We start from the raw sequence: 19894 nt of genomic DNA, 5'->3' as shown, positions 1-19894 counted from the left end.
AGGGATTTGGAATGGAATTATACCGTATCGGTATAATTCTGAAATTGGCACGTAAGTAATATGACTAGTTTTATATCACGTAAAAACAACCCCTCTTCAAATTCAGTGCAAGTGTAAGGTCAGAATATTGCTTGACTGACCTGTTTTAGATTAAAATTCGGTTGATCTTCGTATCAGCCTGCAAGGGGAACCAAGGCCGGGAGATGGCAGGTTCCCCTTCACTTTTGTTATGGGCAATTAGCTATTAGCTATTAGCCAATAGCATTCAGGTAAGAATAACTCTTCAGGTTCCAGTTTGTACGATGCACTATTGAACCAAGTTGCTCAATAAATAGTATGAAAGCCAAAAGCTAATAGCCAACAGCCAATAGCATTCAGGTAAGAATAACTCTTCAGGTTCCAGTTTGTACGATGCACTATTGAACCAAGTTGCTCAATAAATAGTATAAAAGCTAAAAGCTAAAAGCTAATAGCCAATAGCCAATAGCCAATAGCCAAAAGCCAATAGCCAACAGCCAAAAAATCCGCAAGAGCCTGAACTTAAAATTTTCTGTTTCTGTAATTTGCAATTATGGAACACTTTAAAATTCAGCCATCGCCGGACTTACGCGATTATGTAAAGTACTTCTGGGTGCTGGAAGACCAAAGTGTCAGGGTGTCCCCGCGCAGGTTTAATACCATTGCCGACGGCTCGCCGGGAATGGTTTTCCATGAATCGGCAAACGGTTCTTTTTATCAGTTTGGCAAAAAACTTCCTTCGACGTTTTTGTATGGCCAAAGTACTTCCGCAACAGAAATAGAATCGCCTCCTGCTTTTCGCGCAATCGGTGTTTATTTTTATCCGCACGCACTGAAAACGATCTTCGGACTTTCTGCAAGCCAGCTCACCAATACCTGCGTAGATATTACTGAGTTGAACAGCAGTGGCAAATACCTGACTGAAAGGCTATCAGAAGCCGACAGTGTTTGCAGCAAGGTCGCATTGTTGAACGGATTTTTGAAACAGCAAACACAACACACTTCCTTCACTGCCGACGCCGACATTATGACTGCGCTTTCGCTGATTTACAAGTACAAGGGCGCAATTCCGCTGGCTGCGATACAGGAGAAAACGAGACTCTCGGAACGCGGGCTGGAAAGAAAATTTCAGCAGGTGATCGGCATATCACCCAACCAGTTTTGCAGGATCGTCCGCTTTCAATCGTCACTGAACCAGTTGCGGGAAAATGGCTTCGACAAGCTTTCCGACATTGCCTACGAGAACCAATACGCCGACCAATCACATTTCATCCGTTCCTTCAAAGAATTTGCCGGCGATTCCCCATTCCGGTTTCAAAAGAGGGCGAATGAGCTGGTGGAGAATTTTGCGGAGATCATTCAAACTTAAATCCCTTCAAAATCTGTCCGTAAAACCGATCCCCATTTGGTTTGCGCGATAGGAGGCCTCGGTCCCGAAGAATTCGATAGTTGCTGATTCGCGGTATTCCCCGTCATTCCAGGAATCGGTTACGAGCAATTGCTGGCCGGTGGGCTGGTAAATGGCGGTCACTTTGTAGCGGCCGATCGGGATATCGTGGATGAAATTGTGATTTTGCGTACCACGTTTACCGCCTTTCAGTTGAAGCGTTTTTCCTTGTGAACCGTCGATCAGCGGGCCGTCGGGCTGGAAGGTGAATACAACATTTTCGGTATCATTCAGATCCGAGTTAGGGTCGCGCTGCAACTCGGCAGTCCCGCCGTAAAACTGGTTCAGGCTCTGATCGGGAATGTGACCTTGCAGCTTCCATTGAAAATTACGGACCGGTTTGTCTTTTTCACTGAAAGAGTCCTGATTTTCAGGGTCCAGCAGGATTTTGTAGACGCGGTCATTATACTCTTTTAAAATGTATCCTCTCACAATCCAATGCCCGAGCCCTTCCACCAGCGCGATCCGGTACGTACCATCTGAGCCGGACCTGGCTTCCGCCCCGCGACCGATCAAAACTGTATGCTCGGAATGGATTGTGGCCTTGGAAAGCGGCTTTCCGTCCGGCCCGGTTACTACTCCAGTCACAAACCCCGGTTGGCCTTTCGGTTCACTTTCCGGTGGTACGTCATCGGTAGTACAGGCAGTTTGAGTCAATGTAAAAATGCAAAAGAGTGAGAACGCGCGAAAGAATGAAGTTTTAGTCATGGCTGTTTTGTGTTTGATTAACAGTCACAAAATTGTCGCGCACTTCTGTTTCGCGCATTTAAGATTGTATTGAATTGAGAAAAAAGACGTACTGACTGTGATACAGAAGGCACTGTCTACAAATCTGCATATTCGTCATTTCGAAAAACCATTCAATTGTGGAAGCGACCGGCAAATAACTGCGCTTCTATTATCGGCCACATAACCGTTACCTCCGGCGAATGGCCGCGTCTAAAACTGGCGAATCAATTTACTTTCCAATTCGCACAGGTCAATATGAAGTATTTCTATTTACCCTTCCTGCTACCGGTCTGTTGGTGCCTGAACAGTTACGCACAGGGCAGTAACCAAAGTAAGATATCACCGCCATCGCCACAAGCCGCCTCTTTTCAGCGATACGGCGATCATCCGGTAGGACATGTAACTGGTGTACCTGAGATCAGTATTCCGCTTTACACCATTAATACGAGTAAACTATCGCTGCCGATTTCCCTGTCTTATCACGCGGGCGGGTTCAGACCGAGGGAGAGTAGCGGTAATGTAGGTTTGGGGTGGTCGCTCCACGCAGGCGGACGTATTTCGCGCACCGTTGCCGGCGACCCGGACGAGCTGGCAGGTACTCCCGCCAGTATCATTCCGGCCGGTCAGCTTGCAGGGACAACTGCACAGAACGCGGATGCCAGCAAACGCTTGTACCAGATCCTGCTCGCCGCGGATGAAACGTTTTCGGGGACGGATTTGCAGCCCGACATATTCTATTACAGCTTTCCGACGGGTTCGGGTAAGTTTTTGTTAAAGAATATCTTCGATGCGAACGGGATTTACACGGGGTCTAACAAGCCGGTTACCGTTCCGTTTCGTCCGCTGAAAATTGCTTCCAACACACCAACTTTCAATGCAGCATTTACCTATTTTGAAATCGTAGATGAAAACGGCGTAACCTATCGTTACGGCCGTTCGGTAGCGAGCATAGACGCGATCGAAACGACGATCCCCGATCAGAAAAATGCAGGGAGGAGCTTCACAACATCCTGGCTGCTCACTGATGTGATTTCACAGGGCGGCAAGGAACATATTATACTGAAATATGCAACGGGCGTTTACAGCACCTCCAACTCGCGGACCGACATCGGCAAAATTAGCAGCTACGATAATCAGAACCCGCCGCAATCCATTGGAAGTTTTGTCACTGCCGGTGCAAATGCTTTTCCGCACATCAACATCTCGCAGGGAATTGTTAATTCCACGCACTACGTGACGATGCTGAAGTCTATTGAGTGGGAAAATGGCAAAGTGCTTTTCAGTTACGAAGACGGCGGAAATTCACCTGGTGTATTTGATGGAAACAGGTTGAAATCGGTTGAGGTATTTGACGTTGGCAGTAATCTGGTTCAGAAACATTCATTTTCGCAGGCCTTTTATACCGGTGACACCAAGCGCTTCAAACTCACCAGAATCGACCGGCTCGGGGTACCTGCGGGGGCCGCGACTGAAACGCATCTTTTTGAATACAACGAGCCGCCGCAGCCTGCCCCGAATAACCCTGTTGATCTGAAAGGGTTGGATTACTGGGGTTTTTACAATGGTCAGAATGCAAACACAAGCCTGATACCCGGTCATTTTAAAGTACTGGTAACTGCAAAAGGCGGAGGACAAAGCAGCTATTCTTCCGGGACGGCAAACAGGGAGGCGGATGAAAATGCGACCAGGTATTATGTCCTGAAAAAGATCACTTACCCTACTGCGGGCTTTACAGAATTCGAGTTTGAAGGCAACAAGGTATGGTGGGGTGGCGCAGCCAGGAGCGCCGGAGGCTTACGAGTAAAAAGGATCATCAATAATACAGATGGGCAGCAGGAGATTAAATCCTATGAATATGGTGGAGAGCAATGCGATGGCTGCGGGTTTATTCGCCTGAACCCATTTCAGATCGAAAGCTTTTGGACGTTGGGCTACACCAACAGGCATGCGCCACTGGTCAGCGGCTGTGAAGCAGAAAATTTCTATGTCGTAAAAGTGTCCTCCGATATTGTTGATGGTTCGTCTTATTTCCAGACTAGCCCGGTGATCTACACCCTTGCTACTGAATATGTTGGAAATATAAACTCGAACCAGGGCAAAACGGTATTCACGTACGACTCGCCAAGTCTGGGCTTTGCAAACAATCCGTTTATAAGGTATCTATCCAATGTGGATTTCTGGAAAGGCTCGCATCTGCTTTCCCGTGAGGCAATGGCGTATACTGGCGGTAGTTATAGCACAATCTGGAAGGAAAACTTTCTATATACGCAGGTGATCCGTGACTCCCTGCAGGCGCAGTACATTGAACCATTTGCCACCGACGCCGACACGGGCGAGCCTTCTTTTGCACATTTGATTTGCGAGCATACCAAGGATGCATTTCATCTTTTCGATTACAAGATCAGAACGGGTTCCGCCCTGCTTACCCAAAAGCAGGTGATCAAAAATGCAAATGCAGGAGGCGGCATTACAACTACCGAAACTTATCAGTACCCCGCCGATTATCTTCTGCCCAGGTCGAAGACTTTTACCAACAGTGAAGGGCAGACTGTTGAAACGAGCTTTACTTATCCGTTTGACGATCCGGCTTATGTCAATATGACAAATGCCAATGTGGTGAATCCTATATTAACCGAGACGGTAAAAGAGGGTAATTCCGCTTTGAAAACAAAAACCGGCTACATCTGTGCATCCGGTCCCTGGGGTACTTCCAATCCCTGCATATATGTCCCATCGGTGATTTCGACGCAGCGCATCGACAACAATGTGGCGGGCCCGGTGGAAACTGAAACTACCTTTAATAGCTATTCGGATCGGGGTTACCCGCTGGAAATCACTTCCAGGGATGGTCTTGTCACCAAGCTGGACTGGTTTACCAGCGGGGGTAATGCCAATATGCTGGCTTCTGAAACCCTGGGAGCGAATACGGCTTTTCCACAAATACGTACCTACCAGTACTATCCGCTGATCGGCTTAAAAAGTATTTCGGATGCAAATAGTAAGGTAACCTTTTATGAATATGACAGATTTAACAGGCTGAAAACGGTACGTTCAAATACCGCCGCAGGGCCGGTGAGGGCTTCTTACTGCTACAATTTCGCCGGACAACCGATCGATTGTGCACCCGTGGTGCCGACGGGGCTGGTGACGCCGGTTTCTTTATTTTTAATATCCGATTCACAAAGCCCTCCCTTGCCGGTCACGCTCGTTTCTTTTGTTGCTGTCAGACAGGAAAACCAGGCGCTGCTTACGTGGAAAACTACGTCTGAAATCAACAGTGACCGATTTGATATTGAGCATAGTATCAATGGTAAAGACTGGAACCTGATTGGGAGTGTCCCGGCGAGAGGTGAGCGTAGCGACTTCGAATTTTATTCATTCCGGGATTTAAATCCGGCCGGGGGCGAAAACCTGTACCGCCTGAAAATGGTGGATAAGGACAGTAGTTTCGCTTACAGCCAGATTGAAAACCTGCGGTTTGAAAGTGAGGTTGTATTGTATCCAAACCCTGTTTCCGACGGCAAGGTTTATCTGGAATCCGCTGCAAAGATCCACCAGATTAGAATCTTCGACTCAAGAGGGAATTCGGTTGTAAACTGGCATTTAGCACACGGATCGCTCGATGTGTCCCGACTTCCTGCCGGGAGCTATGTCATTCAGATTAGCAGTGCGAACGGTCTGGTGAGCGTGCATCGTATTGTGAAGAATTAAGAAGAGAGATCAGTTTCAATCCATACATACCTCACTATGAAACCTGCATTGTTATTTATACTTCTCCTCCTGACCGCCAATGCAGTCGCGCAGTCCGGAAACAAAAATTACATACTCTCGCGACATTACAAGCAAAGCGGAGCCAATGCCAATGATATCAGCAAAGTGTCTGTCCAGGTCGAATACGTGGATGGGCTTGGGCGACAGCAGCAGCGGGTAAATGTTGGCCAATCGCCGACAGGAGCCGATTTGGTGCAGCCGTTTTCCTATAACGAATTCGGGAGGCAGGTGAAACAATATCTGCCTTACGCCGCCGCAGGCAGTGGCGCATTTCAAACAGGCGCGGACGCAGGACAGGCGGCTTTTTATACTGCTAACACCGCCGGGCTGGATGCGTCGGATCTTGGCAGGCCATTTATAGAAACCGGTTTTGAGCTGTCGCCACTTATTCGCCCGCTTTCAACCCGGTCGCCTGGAAACAAAAGTGCCACTGCAAACCTGGCTTACGGAACGAATGCGGCCAACGAGGTGAAACGGTATGATTATGTGAGCAATGCCAACCTGCTTTCAACCGTCGCCGCCAATGGAAGTTATGCAGCAGGAGCTTTGGAGCGTACACAGAAAACGGATGAGAATGGCAAGGTTGAAACGGAATACCGGGATAAACAGGAGCGACTCGTTTGCAGAAAAGTGATTGCTTCCGCTGGAGAGAGCTTGTTTATTTATTATGTGTATGATGATTACGGGCAGTTGCGAGCAGTTTTACAGCCCATGTTTCAGGATAATGCAAGTTTGGCGGATTATGCTTTCCTGTATGAATATGACCAGCGCGGGCGGATAGTCTCGAAAAAGACGCCAGGAGCCGGAATGGACTGAACCCCAAAAGTTGGACGTTTTATAATTTAACGATTAGTGTGATGAGCCCGGTATTGTGCCGGGCTCATTCCATTTAAATTAAGCCTGATCCTGTCGTTGTTGTAGTAGTCGATATATTCCTTGATGTCTTCTTTCAGCTGGTCGGTGCTTTGGTATTTGTTCAGGTAGAACAACTCTGATTTAATGGTGCCAAAAAAGTTTTCAATAATCGCATTGTCCAGGCAGTTGCCTTTTCTGGACATGCTTTGGATAATACCCTTCGATTCAAGTATTTTTTGATATTTACTCATTTGGTATTGCCAGCCCTGGTCGGAATGCAGTACCAGATTTTCTGGCTTATTGATCTTTTTAAATGCCGTTTCGAGCATTTGTGTTACTTGCTTAAAATTAGCTGATTCGGACAGGTTGTAACTGATGATTTCTCCATTAAACAGGTCAATAATAGGAGACAGAAAAAGTTTTTTGTCTTTCACCCTGAACTCGGAGACATCCGTCGCCCATTTCTGTGATGGTTTTTCAGATTTAAAATCCCTGTTGAGAATATTGGGCGCAACCCTGCCTGTCTGGCCTTTGTAAGAGCGGTACCTTTTGAGACGGATCAACGATTTCAGGCCCATGGACTTCATCAGCTTTAAGACCGTTTTATGGTTGAGCTCGCTGCCCATCTTCCTGATCATCATTGTGATGCGACGGTAGCCGAACCTTCCCTTATGCCGATCGTAAACTTGCCTGATCTGCTTTTTCGCCTCCTTATACTTGCTGGCCTGAGCGCTATTTTTAATATGGTAGTAGAAATTGCTCCTGGGTATTTCAAAGAGCTCCAAAAGCAATTCAAGCGGATATTTCTGCCTTAACCCATGGATTGTCAACGCTTTTTCTTTTGCGCAGCTTCCTTCTGGCGGATTAAGGCATCCAACTTTTTTAGCAAGTCATTTTCTGCCCTCAGGCGCAGGTTTTCGTTTTCGAGCTGCTCTAACCGGGTCAATGGACCGTATGTTTTTATGATCTTGGGTTTGTTTTTCATAGACCTGGGCCTGCCACGGGCCGTGCTAAAACCATCTATACCAAACTGCTCATACTGCCGGACCCAAACATGTAAAGTACTTTTACTGGGTATTTTAAATTTGAAGCAGCACTCATTCAAAGATAAACCCTGTTTCTGATAAGCGAACACAACTTGTTGCTTAAATTCTATTGTGTAATCGCGCCCGTATTGCGGCAAAAGACTTGAACCGCCGCCTTGTTTATAGTGTCCCACCCATTTCTGTATACAGGACCTAGTAATCCCAAAGCGTCTGGCCAATTCATTAATACCACCTCCGCCTAAATAAGATTTTACAACCGCTAACCTCAACTCTGCACTGTGTTTTCTGTTTTTACCCATAAAAATACCCCCAAGAAGTGTCTAACTTTTGGGGGGCAGTGCAGAATTGTCAATATCGTTTACGACAAATTTGACAGGCAGGCGTTGACACAGGACGCGGGGCAGCAGGCACGGGGTGTGTGGGAGTTTACCAAATACGACGCATTGAACCGTATTGCCATGACCGGGGAAGTACCTTCCGCATTAGCCCGCACTACCTGGCAGGCGAACTTGAACGCAAGCCAGGCACATCATGAAGACAAGCAGGGAAGCGGACTAGGATATACCCTCGCGAATACGCTGCCCAATGTTGCAGAGGCGAATGTGCTGACGGTACTATACTATGACGATTATACATTTCCTAAACCCGCAGCGCTGGCATACACGAGTACTTTTGGCGCCACTGCATTATCAAACGCAAAAGGGCAGCAGACCGGAAGCCGTGCGAGAATGCTGGGCGGAGCGGCTAACTGGCTCGTCAGTGCTGTCTATTTTGATGCAGAATACCGCATTGTTCAAACTGTACGCGAGCTCTACGACCTGGGTGCGGGTGCATTGGAGCGAACTTCCCTGCAATACAAATACGATCTCGCACCAGTTGTTGCCCAGGAAAAAACGGAACAGATCACCGGATCAGGTACGAATGTTCATTTAAAAACTTTTGAATATGATCATGCCGACCGCCTGCTGAGTGTCCAGGAAAAGATTGTGAATGGAAACAAATCACGGGAGGCGGTAACGGTCGCGCAGCGCTATAATACGGTCGGACAGTTGCAACAGCAATGGTTTCATTCTGAAAATGCAGTCCATTTCCGGAGAAGGACAACCCATTCGAATAACATTCGTGGCTGGCTTACACAAAGCAAGACCTCCTACAAGGCCAAAGACAACGTGCCTGAATCTGTTTTCTACAATGTTAACCTTGCTTATGCCAGCGGGAACAACTATACCAATGGCAATATCAGCCAGATGCAATGGAGCGGAAAAGATGAAAATACATTTACAAAGGGTCTTTCTTTAAGTTATGATGGTGCAAACAGACTTTTGGGGGCGTCTGGCCTTTACAGCTACAAAGAGACTGAAACCGGAATCACCTATGACAAAAATGGTAATTTTAAAACGCTGATCCGGGCGGGTACTGCGGTAGATAATCTGGTATATGCCAGCACCGGAAACAGGATTTCCAGCGTCACCGACGGCTCAGGAAATAATACCGGCGTGAAAAGCGGAGCGAGCGGCTACAGTTATGACGCGAACGGGAATATGACCGGGGACGGCAGTCGGGGCGCTGTGCTCGCCTATAACTACCTCGATCTGCCCAGGACGGTTGCTATTGGCGGGAAAACATTCAGTTACGATTACGACGCATCTGGTAGAAAACATAAATATGTAGCGGATACACTGACGGTTAAATACGCAGGAGATTTTGAATACGATCAGAGTAATGCACTCAAACGGATTTCGGTTACGGGCGGCCAGGTTGTGCATCGCGGCGACAGTCTGCGGTTTGACTATTTTCTGAAAGACCACCTTGGAAACGTTCGGATTGTGTTTGATGAAATGGGCCGGATTCTGCAGCGGACGGATTACTATCCATTCGGATTGGAGATTGACAGGAATGACCCAGTGCAGACGCCAGCGGCAAGAAATGATATTAATCGCCTGACGTTTATCGGCCGCGAAAGTCAGGTTGGAACCGGATATATCGACTTGCAGGCGCGCTTTTACGATCCGGGAATTGGGCGGTTTATGGGGGTGGATCCTGATACGGAAGGACAATTGGAGTTTTCACCGTATCATTACTCCTTCAATAATCCAATGCGTTTCTCGGATCCTGATGGAAGATTTCCGGAATGCTGTGGTGGATTGGGAGATTTTTTTACCGGGTTTGGCAATGCATTGACTGAAAATATTGCCGGCGAAGCGCCGATAAGAGCGACTCCGGGCTACATTAAGGCATACAATAGCGGAAGAGCGGCCGGGCACTATGCGGCTCTGGTTATCGGTGCTACCGAAGTGGCAGCTGGAATAGTGGGTGATGGGGCAGCAGTTGTTGGCGAGATTGGCAGCGCAGGCCTCGCAACCCCGCTTGCAGTGCCTGTTGCGTTGGTATCAACGGGTGCCATTCTGCATGGTTCGGCAACTGGTGCCAGAGCAGTCGAAAATTTGAGGAACGATAATGGAAGGGTTAATATCGAAGGCAGGAAAGGAAGTGAAGGAAATCCCCATCATTCTTCCAGAGCAGCCAGGAGGGAAGCAATGCGAGAAGCTGGGATACCTACTAGTAGTCAGCCCAAATCACAATCTAAAAATCAATCGGGGCGGGAATACAATTATGGTACTAAATCTGTACAACAACAGACAAAGGATCGAACTCACCAGGGAAAACCACATTGGGAGGCTGGTAAGATCAAACAGAGGGACGGAAAAGTTCAGACTAATCATTATGGAAGACCAAAGCTTGAAAATGTGCCAAAGAAATCTAAATCATACTACAATGAATAATCGATTAAATTTTTTGGTCAGAAAAAATAAGGGAAAAGAGTTGATGCCTGAATATGAATCTGAGCTACGTAGCCTGCTTATTTCACCGGTTTTTGACATATTAACATTAGAAGAAACAGATGCAATTACTGAAAGGATAAGGCAAAGGGATTTAGGCAGGAATGAAAAGAAAATTCTTCGTATTCCTTTTCAGGATAAAAGCGCTTTGAAACGCTTTTGTCTGGCAATTGAAAAAAATGACTCGTCGAAAGTGTTTATAAGCCTCGGATATACAGAGTTTTGTGGGATCGCTTCAGTTAACGACATTCGTCAATTTAATCCGGAATTTTCATATCAAGATGAACATTCAGGGCTGATAGTTTTGTATTCTGAGGACTTGAATAACCGACTAATAATTGATTTTTACGCCGAGAATGATCTGTATTTTTATGATATGGAAATCGGTGGAAGAAGGTGGACAAATTTTGATTCCTTTAATACCTAATTGACCATTTGTATTTAAAAGCCCCCCCTGTCGGTTTCGTTCTATTTCCCACCATCCCTCGCTACTAGTTTTGAAGAAAAAAACGAAAAACCATGATAGCGATCACAGGAGCAAGTGGAAATCTGGGAAAGGCGGTACTTTCCTTCTTATTACAAAAAACGCAGGCAGCGAATATCGTAGCAGTTGTGCGCGATCCGCAGAAACTGACGGACTTTGCCGGAACAGGCATTCAAATCAGGAAGGCGGATTATAATGATCCGGAAAGTTTGGATACTGCATTTCGGGGCGTTGAGCAGCTTTTACAAGTGTCTTCTGCAAACTATGGGGAGCAGGCGATCAGAGAAGAGCAGAATGTAGTTGCAGCAGCAGTGCGACAGGGTGTAGGGCATATTGTTTACACCAGTACATTGAATCCGTCCGAAAGCCCTGTCTTTTGGGGAGGACAAACTTGTGTTCGCACGGAAAAGACGATCAGGGAGGCAGGAATGCGATATTCTGTTTTCAGAAACAGTATGTATATGGAAACGATCCCGCTTTTTATCGGAAGCGCCATGGAAGACGGGCAGATCTACTTTTCGGCTGGAAACGGTGCTATCAGCTTTGTGTCCCGGATTGATATTGCCGAGGGGATCAGCAATGTGCTCCTGCAACCGGAGGCAGGGAATCGCGTTTACGAAGTCACGGGTGAAAAAGCATTCACATTTGCCGATGTGGCAGCACTCCTTGAAAAGAACAAGAAAATTTCATGTGCCTATACGGATGTACCGCAAGAGATTTTGAAAGAAGAGCTGATCAATGCCGGTCTGCCGGAAGAGGAGGCTGTCTTTTATCTCAATATGGGTGATAGTATCAAGGCCGGAGAGTTTGCATTGGTGAGTCCTCAACTGGAAAAACTGCTGGGCAAAAAACGGCTGACCGCCGAAGCGTATCTCGCGCAAATTTTAAGAAATAGCGAGGTGAATGCGGGTTAAATGTTAAAAATGCAGTCATATAATCAGCCTGTCGTGTAGTCGGTCAGGCTGATTTGTATTTATAACCTATATTACTTCATCATGAGAGTTTTCCTGCTGCTGATCAGCGTTTTAACCGTTAATTCAATCTCCGCGCAAGATCTTCAGCTCTGGTACGAAAAGCCGGCTGAGGTGTGGACAGAGGCGCTGCCTGTGGGCAACGGGCATATGGGAGCGATGATTTTTGGCGGGGCGGAAGAGGAGCATTTGCAGCTCAATGAAGTCACGCTTTATTCCGGCGACCCGAAAGGTACATTTACATCGCTCGATGTGCGCAAGGATTTCAGAAAAGTGGATTCGCTTTTTAAAATAGGCAAATACAAAGAGGCGGAAAGTCTGGTTGCTGCGGAGTGGCTGGGGCGGAACCACCAGGATTACCAGCCGCTGGGCGATTTGAAAATACAATTGAAACACGACGGAAAAGCAACAAACTATCGCCGCTCGCTCGATCTCGCGACCGCAACTTCTCAGGTCGAATACGAGGTAAATGGTTCCGCATTCAAACGCGAATTTTTTGCCAGTAACCCTGACCGCGTGATCGTGATCAGGCTGACAGCCAGTGGGAAAGAAAAGCTGAATGGGGAACTGCATTTGTCTACTTTACACACACCGTTGGCTAAAATATCTACTAAAAATAATCAGCTGGTCATGTCGGGCAAGGCACCTGGCTTTGTATTGCGCCGGTCTTTCAAGCAAGTGGAAAAGGCGGGCGATATGTATAAATATCCCGAAGTATATGGAAAGGACGGAAAACTGCTGCCGGACGCCTCGCAGATTTTGTATGGAGATGATGCGAATGGCTGGGGAATGGGCTTCGAGGCACGTATTCAGACGACCCATAAAGGTGGAAAAGTGACTTATTCGGGGGATAAGATTACCATTTCGGATGCTTCCGAAGTAGTGGTTTTACTGGCTTGTGCCACGAGTTACAATGGATTTGATAGCAGTCCGGCCACGGAGGGTGTAAACCCAGCAGTATTGACACAAAAACACCTGTCAGCAGTTCAGAACAAAAACTTCGACGCACTTCGAAAGGCGCATATAGCTGATTATCAAAAGCTTTTCAATAGATCGCAAATCCAGATCGGTACTGCGAATGAACAATCCAAACTGCCGACCGATCAGCGGATTGCAGCATTTTCAAATGGGAAAGACCAGCCGCTGACGGGTTTATTTTATCAGTTCGGCAGGTACCTGATGATAGCAGGCTCGCGGCCGGGAGGGCAGCCGCTGAACTTACAGGGAATCTGGAACGACAAGATCATTCCGCCTTGGAATGGGGGGTACACTGTCAATATTAATGCTGAAATGAATTACTGGCCGGCCGAGCTGACTAATTTATCGGAATGCCATGAACCATTTTTAACGGCTATCAAAGAACTGTCTGTCAATGGTTCCAAAACCGCCCGCTCCATGTACGGAAATCAGGGCTGGGTGGTACATCATAATACGGATATCTGGCGTCACACCGAGCCGATCGACCTTTGTAACTGCTCTTTCTGGCCCATGGCGCAAGGCTGGCTCACAAGCCACTACTGGGAGCGGTACCTGTTTCACGGAGATAAGAAATTTTTGAAAAACGACGTTTATCCGCTGTTGAAAGGTGTTGTATTATTTTACAAAGACTGGCTGGTCCCCAATAAAGACGGATACCTGGTGACGCCGGTTGGACATTCCCCGGAGCACCAGTTTAAATATGAAGACGGAAAATCGACGATGAGCCCAGGCCCGACGATGGATATGGCGCTGATCCGCGAATCTTTTGCCCGGTTTATTGAAGCCTCGGATCTTTTGGGTATTCAGGACCAGAAGCTTTACGATGAAATTAAAACAAAGCAGGAAAAATTGCTGCCTTACCAGATTGGTAAATACGGGCAGTTGCAGGAGTGGCAGTTTGATTTTGAGGATGGGGAAAAAGAGCATCGCCACATTTCACATTTGTACGCTTTGCATCCCTCGAACCAGATCAACCGGTTTACCAATCCAACCCTGAATGCGGCCGTCGCCAAATCCATGGAGCGCCGCGGCGATTCGGGAACGGGTTGGGCAATGGGCTGGAAGATTAATATCCACGCGCGCCTGCTCAATGGTGACAAAGCACATACTTTGCTTACCAACCTGATCACACTGGTCAAGGAAAACGACCCGGCTTTGCAGGGAAAAGGAGGCTTGTACCCCAATATGTTCGACGCCTGCCCTCCGTTTCAGATCGATGGAAATTTTGGAGGTACTGCTGGAATTGCCGAAATGCTTGTGCAGAGTCACGCCGGTGAAATACATCTTTTGCCCGCATTGCCGAAAGCCTGGCCCGACGGTAAAATTACCGGTTTAAAAGCAAGGGGCGGTTTTGAAATAGATATGGAATGGGCAGGTGGTAAGTTAAAAACCGCGACTGTGAAATCGGCGCTGGGCGGAAATTGCAGGATCAGGACGAACGAAGAAACCATAGTAAAAGGTGCAGCGGCGAAAACAGCTTCCAATGCAAACCCGAACGCATTGTTTTCTTTTATCAATCCCGAAAAAAACCGAACAGGGGCAGTAGAGAAACTTCCCGTAGGTGTCCTGAAAGATTTTCAGACCGAAGCAGGCAAAACCTATGTGGTAACGCCTGCAAACTGATCGTTTGACTTACAAAAAAGCACCGGATCGTACTTCCGGTGCTTTTTTGTTGATGTGCAAATTAGCTATTTACTCTCAGAAAGCAACATCACCGCTTTGTCGAGCAATTCGTCTTTCCCTGCTGTAATGCCTTGAATAGTGGGTTTTACTTCCAGATCCGGCACAATTCCTACTTGCTGGGTCTCTTTTCCGTCGGGGTAATAAATGCCGACCCCGCTGATGCCGGTGCGGATATTTCCGGGGAGAACAATGGCCGAAAGGTTTCCGTCTGCCCCGGCAGTGGTACTACCGATTACAGTGATATTCGGGGCGGTTTTGAATGTCATTGAAGTATATTCCGCCTGACTTTGGGTGTTTTCGTTGATGATCAGGATGATTTTCCCTTTGTAATATTCCGGGTTGGACCTACCGATGCTCAGGTTTGGGGTAAAAGTGAATATTCCGGGAGATTGAATGCTTCCTATTGTGAATTTAACGAAAGGTTTTGCCTCAGGGAGCAGATATGGTCCAAAGCTAAAAACCATGAAATCAGAAGGGTAGCACCTCATATCAATAATAAGACCTTTGCTTTTGGAGATCTCAGGAGTGAGTTTTGACATGTAAGCGTTTTTCCATTTTCCGGGATACAAATAGGCAATATCCGGGTTGATCATTTTAAAACAGGTGTCCGTCTTATTGTAATTCGCGTAGATATTGACCTGGTTTGTGCCAAATGCCGGGACGGTAAGATCCTGAACCTTATCGTTCCGCCTGATGCTTACAGAAATGGTAGAGTCATTGGTTCGTAACAGGTTGGAGGCCAGTACTCTGAGCTGGGTGGGATAGTTGGACGCCGGTGAGTAGGGCAGTTTTTCCTTAATCAGTTGCGCAATCGTTTTTCCATTGATCTTTTCAACAATATCCCCGATTTTTAGTCCCGATTTTTCACCAAGCGCCGCATTGTAATAGTCCGTCACTACCGGCTTGTTTTCGATAAAAGTAAGCTGCGCCGGGGCGTATTTCTCCCCAAAATACCTGTTAAGCGCCCCCTGTTGATTATACACATTAGCATGTGTGTCCTGCACTTTGCCGATCAGTTCGAGTGCTGCCAGTTTGTAAGAAGTTTCGTCGGTTGCCTTGATGAATTTGGGTATAAATTCAGTCAAAACTGCCTGCCAGTCTTCTTTGATCAGGTATTTATAAGGGAAAAAATATTCGATCATATTCCAGTACCGGTACAAGCCAAGCAGCCTGTAACCTGAGTCGGAATACTGCATTTGCGGGTAGGGGTGTTCATTCTTGAATTCAGGGTTTCCGACTCCCGGATACTGTCCGATATAATAGCTTTCGTCTGTTTTTTGTGCATTTTTAATCGTATCGAGCAAAGCCCGCAGTTCTTTTCCAATCGAAGGATTCGAGAGCCATTCCAGCGTAGGTTTTAATTTTGCGTCTGCTATATCCGGCTGTGCAGTACCTGGTTGGACAGGCCCCAGTTTTTTGATCCATTGATATAAAGCCTTCTCTTTTGCAACTTTTGATTTTGCATTTGTCAGTTGGGGCAAAATCCTGAAAAGCGCGTAATCCCAGTTATGATTGCCGTGTTTTACAGCCGGATGATAATATTTGAGAAAGCCCCATAATTTGCCCAGATCGGACAAATCCGCAACGAGTGCCGGGGTCAAGTTATCGATGACGATATTGGAGCCTTTGTCAAACTCCTTATCGAGCTCAGCCGCAAACGGTTGTTTGGCAGGTGCTTCGTAAAATGGCTTACCGTCAATCAATAATTCCAGATCATCCACCCACAGTTCACCTGGCCCGGTAGTCAGCGCGCCTACATGTATTTTCGCGGCACTGCGGGGGTATGGCAGTTTGATGTGGTATTCTTTCCAGTCCGCCGTCCCTCGAATGCCTTCTTTTTGCATATTATTCAGTTGCAGTGTGCCGGTATTTCCGTCGATCTGCATCACCAATCCTACCCAGCCGCTCGTTACATCTTTGAATTTCAGATAACCCCTCAGCTCGATTTCTTTACCTGAATAAGCTGCCGGTATAGTGGTTGCAACACAACCGAACTTGCCTGGCGGGATAGGAGACGGCGCTTTTATCAGCACTGCGTTTTTGCCGTTGTGCTTCTCCGTGCTGTCAGTAAAAAGCTGATAACCCGTTCCCCACTGAATCCATTTATCGGGCAGGGTTTGTCCGGGCGTTTTTTTCTCAAAGTCGAGATTGAAATCGGTTGCGGCCGGTTGTTCCTGGGCTGCGGAGAGAAAAGGGAGGCAGAGGAATGTGAGGACGATTAAATTTTTTTTCATGGAAGTCACCGTGGTTTGATTTATAAAGCCTGCCGGGCTATTGTTATACCAAATCACCTTTTAATATTTAACACTGGACATAAGAGAACAAGTTTGGTAAATTCGTACTTTATCAGCCCAATACGCTCAAAATCAAGACTTACTCGCTGCAATGAAATTACACTTACCACTCTGTGCTTTGATTCTGTCTATATACCAGATTTCTGTTCTGGCGCAAAGTCCCGTGCCGTCGGCAAAAATAGATTCTGTTTTTGCCGAATGGAATAAGCCGGGTATGCCGGGCGCGGCCGTTGGGGTTGTTCATAAAGGTAAGCTCATCTATGCCAAAGGTTTTGGAGAAGCCGATCTCGAAACGGGCGCAAAGATCACACCTGAGACTATTTTTCATGTCGCTTCGGTTTCGAAGCAGTTTACTGATTTTGCCATTGTACTCCTTGCAGAGCAAGGAAAGTTGTCGCTCGACGACGATATCCGCAAGCATATCCCGGAAGTGCCCGACTTTGGAAAAACGATTACGATCCGACACCTCATCCACCACACCAGCGGCTTGCGCGATCAATGGAATTTGCTGGCGATGGCAGGCTGGCAGCTCGACGATGTGATCACCAGGCAACATGTTTTCAATCTCGTCACCCGCCAGAAAGACCTGAATTTTGAGCCGGGTTCAGCTTACGCCTATTGTAATACGGGCTACACGCTGCTGGCGGAAGTTGTAAGCCGGGTTACCAAACAACCTTTTGACTATTGGATGGAGCGCAACGTTTTCAAACAGCTGGGCATGAAGAATACCCAGTTTTACGACAACCAGGAAAAGATCGTGAAAGGCCGGGCCTATTCTTTTCACCGTACCCCCGGCACTTTCGGGCCGACGATGTTCAGCAAAAGCATACTGAGCTACGGAAATGTAGGTGCGACCAGCTTATTTACAACCGTTAATGATCTGGCATTGTGGATCAACAATTTCAGTTCGCCACAGGTAGGGACAAGAGCTACAATGAAACAAATGCTGGAACGGGGCAGGCTAACAAAGGGCGATACATTACCTTATGCTTCGGGACTAATCCATGGCAAGTATAAAGGACTGGATTACTATGGCCACGATGGCGCTGATGCCGGCTTTCGGGCGCATTTATCCTACTTTCCAAAAGAAGATTACGGATTTATCGTATTGAGTAACCAGGCAGAATTTAACCCGCCACAAAAGGCATTTGCGGTCGCAAGCCTATATCTTGCTCCGTTCATTAAGCAAGAAAAGGCTGCTGATAAGGGTGCGGTTGTTTCAAAAACAGAGGTCAAATTTGACTCCGCATTATTCAACCAATATGCCGGTTCTTATGCATTGACGGAAGCGCCCGATTTCGTGATGACTTTTAAAAAAGAGGGCGATAAATATTTAACCCAGGGTACCGGGCAGCCATGGTTTCCAATGTTTCCTTCCTCCGATTCAACCTTTTTTCTGAAAGTAGTGGACGCTTCGGTTACTTTTCACCGGCCAAAACAAGGTCAGGTGACTCGCATTACGCTGCATCAGAATGGAAATCACCCCGCTACCCGCGTGGAGTCGCGAGCTCCGGAAACGGTTTCCCGCGAACAGTTTGTAGGAAGATATTATAGCCCGGAGCTTGAAACATTTTACCACATTAAGTTAAAAGGAGATACACTCAAACTGGTACATGTTCATCACGGGGAAGCGGATTTGAGGGTTGTGAGTAAAGATCGTCTGCAGGCTCCCTGGTGGTGGGTCCAGCAGATCGATATGGTAAGGGACGAATCAGGCAGCATTACCGGAATGAAAATGACAAATGGCCGGGTCATTAACCTGCGTTTTCAAAAGTTACCTGAGGATTTCGCTGAAAAATTAAAAGCCTCCGGAAAATGAAAAACTGCTTCAAAGTGCATGAAAGCCGCTTTGAAGCAGTTTTAATATCATTACAGAAGGTATTACTTCTGTGCAGCCAGTAACTCATCCAGGTTGGACAGCCCCATTTCGAAACCTTCTTTGAAGCCCATTTCCAGCTGTTGTTCCATATCGGACACGTTATCAAATGTGATATCAACAAAGACAAGTGTCTTGCTCGATTCTTCCTTGAATGTATTCTCCCAGGTTGAGACCGGCATAGATTCATTTACATTTCCATCGGCATCGGAAAATGCGTCTTTGGCTGTAAATGACCGGAGCGGTGAGATTTTTTGGTAATCCGCACGAGCCCAATGTTCTTCACCTTCGGGACCTACCATTGCATATAACCAGTGCCCTCCTTCTCTGAAATCCATTGTTTTGGTCCTGGCTTTCCAGGGTTTGGGCGCCCACCATTGGTCAAGCAGTTCTTTTTCAGTCCAGGCAGGCCACACCCTGGCCACCGGCGCATCAAATTCCCTTTCTACTTTAATCTTCTTGTTTTCCTTGTCGATACTGAAATTCATCAAAACATTACTTTTCATAATCGTCTGGTTTTAAGTTAAGTAATACCTGGTCTAGCTGACTAAAACGATCTTCCCAAAGCTTTTTGAATTGTTGCAGCCACTGATCTACCTCCTTCATTTGCTTTGCGTTAAAATGATACAAAATTTCCCTGCCAGAAAGTTGTTGGGTTACGAGCTGGCATTCGGTCAATATTTTAATATGTTTTGAAACCGCCTGTCTGCTGGTATCAAAATGCTCAGCCAATGCATTGGGTGTCATAGCCTGTAATGCGATTAAACTTAGGATAGCTCTCCTTGTAGGGTCTGCGATGGCTTGAAATACGTCTCTCCTGATTTCTTTAGGCATAAGTGCAATGTTATGGTTGCAAATATAGGCGCAACTTTATAGTTGCGCAAATTTTTCTGAAAAAAAAA

Annotated in this window: 14 protein-coding genes; 8 read left to right on the top strand and 6 right to left on the bottom strand. The window is 46.8% G+C overall.

Translation table 11 applies throughout. The features are described 5' to 3' along the window. Positions 1–571 precede the first annotated feature (571 nt). Positions 572–1387 carry an AraC family transcriptional regulator gene (locus tag FXO21_RS02795; protein ID WP_149638672.1) on the top strand — a complete coding sequence of 272 codons (816 nt, stop codon included), beginning with the start codon at positions 572–574 and terminating at the stop codon, positions 1385–1387. Between the two features lie 6 nt (positions 1388–1393). On the opposite strand, the gene FXO21_RS02790 is transcribed toward FXO21_RS02795, so the two are convergent. After that, entirely contained in the window at positions 1394–2173 is a 780-nt protein-coding gene (locus tag FXO21_RS02790; protein ID WP_149638671.1) for a carboxypeptidase-like regulatory domain-containing protein, read from the bottom strand. A gap of 276 nt (positions 2174–2449) precedes the next feature. Between FXO21_RS02790 and FXO21_RS02785 the strand changes: the two genes are divergently transcribed. Together FXO21_RS02785 and FXO21_RS02780 are read left to right on the top strand one after the other, a co-directional pair. Then, positions 2450–5905 (top strand): T9SS type A sorting domain-containing protein, encoded by a 3456-nt coding sequence (locus FXO21_RS02785; protein ID WP_149638670.1) that lies wholly within the window; start codon positions 2450–2452, stop codon positions 5903–5905. A gap of 36 nt (positions 5906–5941) precedes the next feature. Continuing rightward, entirely contained in the window at positions 5942–6781 is an 840-nt protein-coding gene (locus tag FXO21_RS02780) for a DUF6443 domain-containing protein (protein WP_149638669.1), read from the top strand. 26 nt (positions 6782–6807) lie between these two features. Here FXO21_RS02780 and FXO21_RS02775 read toward each other — a convergent pair whose 3' ends face one another. Both FXO21_RS02775 and FXO21_RS02770 read right to left on the bottom strand, forming a co-directional pair. Then, a complete protein-coding gene (locus FXO21_RS02775) occupies positions 6808–7605 on the bottom strand; it encodes an IS3 family transposase (protein WP_229245209.1) in 798 nt (265 codons plus the stop codon). A gap of 41 nt (positions 7606–7646) precedes the next feature. Next, positions 7647–8165 carry a helix-turn-helix domain-containing protein gene (locus FXO21_RS02770; RefSeq protein WP_149638667.1) on the bottom strand — a complete coding sequence of 173 codons (519 nt, stop codon included), beginning with the start codon at positions 8163–8165 and terminating at the stop codon, positions 7647–7649. 84 nt (positions 8166–8249) lie between these two features. On the opposite strand from FXO21_RS02770, the gene FXO21_RS02765 reads away from it, so the two are divergent. The 4 genes from FXO21_RS02765 to FXO21_RS02750 all read left to right on the top strand — a co-directional run bounded on the left by FXO21_RS02765 (position 8250) and on the right by FXO21_RS02750 (position 14762). Then, positions 8250–10649, top strand: coding sequence for an RHS repeat domain-containing protein (locus tag FXO21_RS02765; protein ID WP_149638666.1), 2400 nt, complete (start codon positions 8250–8252; stop codon positions 10647–10649). Beyond that, positions 10642–11133 (top strand): hypothetical protein, encoded by a 492-nt coding sequence (locus FXO21_RS02760; protein ID WP_149638665.1) that lies wholly within the window; start codon positions 10642–10644, stop codon positions 11131–11133. The genes FXO21_RS02765 and FXO21_RS02760 overlap by 8 nt, the downstream gene beginning before the upstream one ends. Before the next feature lie 92 nt (positions 11134–11225). Beyond that, on the top strand, positions 11226–12104 hold the full coding sequence (locus FXO21_RS02755; protein ID WP_149638664.1) for an SDR family oxidoreductase: 879 nt from the start codon (positions 11226–11228) through the stop codon (positions 12102–12104). An 81-nt stretch (positions 12105–12185) separates the two neighbouring features. Further along, entirely contained in the window at positions 12186–14762 is a 2577-nt protein-coding gene (locus tag FXO21_RS02750; RefSeq protein WP_149638663.1) for a glycoside hydrolase family 95 protein, read from the top strand. A 65-nt stretch (positions 14763–14827) separates the two neighbouring features. On the opposite strand, the gene FXO21_RS02745 is transcribed toward FXO21_RS02750, so the two are convergent. Next, positions 14828–17056, bottom strand: a complete 2229-nt coding sequence (locus FXO21_RS02745; protein WP_149638662.1) for a S41 family peptidase — start codon at positions 17054–17056, stop codon at positions 14828–14830. Positions 17057–17207: 151 nt separating this feature from the next. On the opposite strand from FXO21_RS02745, the gene FXO21_RS02740 reads away from it, so the two are divergent. After that, complete coding sequence (locus FXO21_RS02740; protein ID WP_149638661.1) at positions 17208–18935, top strand: serine hydrolase; 1728 nt, start codon at positions 17208–17210, stop codon at positions 18933–18935. Between the two features lie 62 nt (positions 18936–18997). Here FXO21_RS02740 and FXO21_RS02735 read toward each other — a convergent pair whose 3' ends face one another. Together FXO21_RS02735 and FXO21_RS02730 are read right to left on the bottom strand one after the other, a co-directional pair. Next, positions 18998–19498 (bottom strand): SRPBCC family protein, encoded by a 501-nt coding sequence (locus FXO21_RS02735; RefSeq protein ID WP_149638660.1) that lies wholly within the window; start codon positions 19496–19498, stop codon positions 18998–19000. Continuing rightward, entirely contained in the window at positions 19488–19814 is a 327-nt protein-coding gene (locus FXO21_RS02730; protein WP_149643337.1) for an ArsR/SmtB family transcription factor, read from the bottom strand. Before FXO21_RS02730 ends, FXO21_RS02735 begins: the two co-directional genes overlap by 11 nt. Positions 19815–19894: the final 80 nt, after the last annotated feature.

This window comes from Dyadobacter sp. UC 10 (genome assembly GCF_008369915.1).
Taxonomy (GTDB): Bacteria; Bacteroidota; Bacteroidia; order Cytophagales; family Spirosomataceae; genus Dyadobacter.
This window is presented reverse-complemented; position numbering and strand designations above follow the sequence as displayed.

Bases quoted from the DNA above. Each gene is read 5' to 3' on its own strand.
- FXO21_RS02740 (WP_149638661.1), top strand. From the start codon at position 17,208: ATGAAATTACACTTACCACTCTGTGCTTTGATTCTGTCTATATACCAG.
- FXO21_RS02755 (WP_149638664.1), top strand. From the start codon at position 11,226: ATGATAGCGATCACAGGAGCAAGTGGAAATCTGGGAAAGGCGGTACTT.
- FXO21_RS02785 (WP_149638670.1), top strand. From the start codon at position 2,450: ATGAAGTATTTCTATTTACCCTTCCTGCTACCGGTCTGTTGGTGCCTG.
- FXO21_RS02795 (WP_149638672.1), top strand. From the start codon at position 572: ATGGAACACTTTAAAATTCAGCCATCGCCGGACTTACGCGATTATGTA.
- FXO21_RS02745 (WP_149638662.1), bottom strand. From the start codon at position 17,056: ATGAAAAAAAATTTAATCGTCCTCACATTCCTCTGCCTCCCTTTTCTC.
- FXO21_RS02790 (WP_149638671.1), bottom strand. From the start codon at position 2,173: ATGACTAAAACTTCATTCTTTCGCGCGTTCTCACTCTTTTGCATTTTT.
- FXO21_RS02735 (WP_149638660.1), bottom strand. From the start codon at position 19,498: ATGAAAAGTAATGTTTTGATGAATTTCAGTATCGACAAGGAAAACAAG.
- FXO21_RS02760 (WP_149638665.1), top strand. From the start codon at position 10,642: ATGAATAATCGATTAAATTTTTTGGTCAGAAAAAATAAGGGAAAAGAG.
- FXO21_RS02780 (WP_149638669.1), top strand. From the start codon at position 5,942: ATGAAACCTGCATTGTTATTTATACTTCTCCTCCTGACCGCCAATGCA.
- FXO21_RS02770 (WP_149638667.1), bottom strand. From the start codon at position 8,165: ATGGGTAAAAACAGAAAACACAGTGCAGAGTTGAGGTTAGCGGTTGTA.
- FXO21_RS02750 (WP_149638663.1), top strand. From the start codon at position 12,186: ATGAGAGTTTTCCTGCTGCTGATCAGCGTTTTAACCGTTAATTCAATC.